Genomic DNA, 3,407 nt, shown 5'->3' on the forward strand with positions numbered 1-3,407 from the left:
CGCTTGTAACTCACTTGGAAATGCAGGCGGTTCATCGTCCCCGTTGCAGTTTGTGACGGTGACTCACCCCTTTCATCCGTATTCCGGGCAGCGCGGTGCCTGCGTTGGGAAGCGCGGTAACCGAGCGGGCAAGCTGTTGCTGCTGCGCTTTGACGATGGCCGGATTTGCTCTGTTCCGCCGCAATGGACCGATGCAGTAGTGCCCAGCCTTGAAGTTATCGCGGGAAACGGGCGCGCACTGTGCAGCCTCACCGACCTACTGGAACTCAGCGGTCTCGTAGAGCGCCTCATATCGCAAGGGAGATGCGCAACGCCACAAAATTGTAAAGGAAATTCTGCCGATACTGTAAGGAAAATAACGCCGCAAAATCCATGGGGGCTTCGCTGAATGTGCCGTATTAGCGGGGGCTACCTGCGATTGGTCGGCAGATACACGCTTGACGATTTAACCATACGCGGCATATTTATAATTACGTCAATTGAGTCGACATCGGGGGGCGGCGCAGGTGTCGGGCAGCGTCAAACACAGGCAATCGAAAGCCAGCGCCTTGGCCGAGGATGGCACGCTCAATCCAGCCCCGGAAAAAATCGGCGATCAGAAGTTCCGGGAGGACGGCTTCTTCGATCCGCGCGACATCGTGCAGGTGAAGTACGAGATGCTGCGGCGCGTATCCGTCGACAAAATGTCGGTAACGGAGGTGTCCGACGAATATGGCGTCTCCCGGCCGACCTTCTACCAGGCCAAAGCGGACTTCGAGGACGCGGGTCTGGCCGGCCTGGTACCGAGGAAGCGCGGCCCGCACGGCCCGCACAAGATCCAGAGCGAAGTGCTGGCCTTCCTCAGGGCCCAGGTGGTTCCAGGCGAGCCCATTCGGGCACGCGAACTGACGAACCGGCTCTGGACAGAGTTCGGCCTCGATGTCCACCCCAGAACAATCGAGCGTGCGCTCGGCGTAAAAAAAACGGCGTAACCATCAGTGGTGGTGCGCAATTGCGTTGCGCGATGCAGTCCCGCGCCACGGAGCGATACGAAATACTGCGCGCCGCCGCGCTTGGCGCCGCGCTTCCTCTGGAGGCACGCAGCGGTCTTACCATCCTTCTGCATCGCGGCATGTGGGCCTGGGTTGGCGCGATCTTGCGTACGCCGGGCTGGTCCCCACCCGCGGCTTTGCCGCCTGTCGCCAGGCTGCCGATCACAGACGAAACGTCCGAGCGACGCACAATCATCCACTTGCTCGCCGCCATCGTGATGGCGGCCCCTGAACGGAGAACAGCATGAACGAAAAGCTCAAGGTCCAATCGCATCATCTCGAGCGGAGCGCCTACCTCTACATACGACAGTCATCGATGCGACAGGTCATGGAGAACGTCGAAAGCACCAAGCGTCAATACGATCTTCGTGGTCGCGCGATCGGGCTTGGATGGCGCGACGACCAGGTCACCGTCATCGACAGCGACCAGGGCGAATCCGGCGCTTCAGCGTCGTGGCGCGAAGGCTTCCAGCACTTGGTGTCCGATGTCGGCATGGGGCGCGCGGGGATCGTCATGGGCCTGGAAGTATCCCGCCTCGCCAGAAACAATGCAGACTGGCATCGACTGCTGGAGATCTGCGCTTTGGCCGACACACTCATCCTCGACGAGGATGGCGTCTACGACCCGGCCAACTTCAATGACCGGCTTCTGCTGGGCCTCAAGGGCACGATGAGCGAGGCCGAGTTGCACGTTATCAAAGCCCGGTTGCGCGGTGGCATTCTCAACAAAGCACGCCGCGGCGAATATCGCTGTCCCCTTCCGACCGGCTTCATCTACAATGAGGTTGGCGATGTGGTCTTTGATCCAGACGCTCAGATCCGGGAGATGATCACCCACTTCTTCGAGACGTTCTCGCGGGTCGGGTCGGCTACGCAGACCGTCAAGGCGTTTGCCAGGGAAGGTCTGCTCTTCCCATCCCGGTTCCGCAACAGCAAGCGGGTGGTCTTCCAACCGCTGACCACATCGGCGGCCTTACGCACGCTGCACAATCCTCGCTACGCGGGCGTCTATGCCTATGGTCAGCGTCTTTACCGCAGAACCGTCGACGGAAAGAAACAGTTCCGCAAGCGGGAGCCCAATGAATGGCTCGCATGCATCCCGGACGCCCATCCCGGCTATATCAGCTGGGAGCAGTTCCAGCACAACCTCAAGGCGCTTGAGGCCAATGGCCAAGGCTACCAGACCGCGCGCGTCTCGCCACCGCGCGAAGGCGCGGCTTTGTTGCAGGGGCGCGTCATATGCGGGCGGTGTGGCTGTCACATGAGGGCCCGTTACGTCACCCGGCGCGGTCAGGTGGACACTTGGTACGTCTGCAGCCGGGCCTACGTCTCTCGGGGTGAGCCGCACTGCCAGTCGATCGCAGGCTGGCCCGTCGACGCGGCGATCGGTGAACTGATCGCGGCGGAAATGACGCCCGCCGCCGTGGAGTTAGCTCTGGAGATCCGAAAAGAGATCGAAGCGCGCTATGACGAAGCGGACAAACTCCGGCTCCGTGCCGTCGAACGCGCCCAAATCGATGCCGATCTTGCACAGCGGCGGTTTATGCTGGTCGATCCGAACAACCGCCTGGTCGCCGACACCCTTGAACGCGAATGGAACGACAAACTGCGCATGCTGTCTGATCTACGAGAAGAAAGAGTGAGTGCTCTGCGCCAAGACCGAGCGACACTCGACGATGTAATCCGCGATCGATTGATCGCCATGACGGCCGACTTCAAAACGGTCTGGCGCGACCCCACCTTGCCGAACCGAGAACGCAAGCGGCTCCTCGCCTATCTCGTCGAAGACGTCACATTGCTCAAGTTCCAGGCCGAGGGAGAGACCCGGATGCACATCCGCTTCAGAGGCGGAAAGACCGAAACATTGATCACTCAGAACCCGAAAACCTCCGCACAGCAGGTAAAGACCCGGCCCGAGGTGGTCGAATTGGTCGACAAGCTTCTCGACGATCATATCTGCGCTGAAATCGCCGACATCCTGAATGCAAGGGGAATCCGCCCCGGCGGCTCAGCGCGGCGCGGCAAGGCTGACGCCCAGTTCAGCGACTTGCGCGTCATCTATCTCGTCAAGCAATATGGTCTGCGCTCGCGCTACGACCGGCTGCGCGAGCGGGGAATGCTGACAAAAGCAGAAGCCTGCGCAAAACTTGGAATCACCGAATGCACCCTGGTCAGATGGGCGAAGTACGGCATCGTGAAAAGACATGCCTACAACGGTTATATCGGCCTCTATGAACTGCCAGGACCGCACGTCCCGGCCAAACAGTGCAGCCGATGGAACCAGCTTGCCCATCGGGCAGAGGCCATCCGCCGACTCAACTCCTCAAAATGCTCCGATCTCAAGGAAAGGGCTGTAGTATGAAGCCAGTTAGTTCG

At 60.4% G+C, this 3,407-nt stretch carries 3 protein-coding genes; all 3 read left to right on the top strand.

Annotated elements, in window-relative coordinates; translation table 11 throughout:
- A partial coding sequence (locus EH240_RS38405) for a DUF5372 family protein (protein WP_206075391.1) occupies positions 1 to 388 on the top strand: 388 nt, incomplete at its 5' end.
- Positions 389 to 506: 118 nt separating this feature from the next.
- The gene (locus tag EH240_RS36540; protein ID WP_125007186.1) at positions 507 to 971 is read left to right on the top strand and encodes a helix-turn-helix domain-containing protein; all 465 of its coding nucleotides are present in this window, start codon (positions 507 to 509) and stop codon (positions 969 to 971) included.
- Positions 972 to 1,275: 304 nt separating this feature from the next.
- The gene (locus EH240_RS36545) at positions 1,276 to 3,393 is read left to right on the top strand and encodes a recombinase family protein (RefSeq protein ID WP_125007187.1); all 2,118 of its coding nucleotides are present in this window, start codon (positions 1,276 to 1,278) and stop codon (positions 3,391 to 3,393) included.
- The last annotated feature ends 14 nt before the right edge of the window (positions 3,394 to 3,407 follow it).

Origin of the sequence: Mesorhizobium tamadayense (genome assembly GCF_003863365.1) — a bacterium.
In the GTDB taxonomy this organism is placed as follows: domain Bacteria; phylum Pseudomonadota; class Alphaproteobacteria; order Rhizobiales; family Rhizobiaceae; genus Mesorhizobium; species Mesorhizobium tamadayense.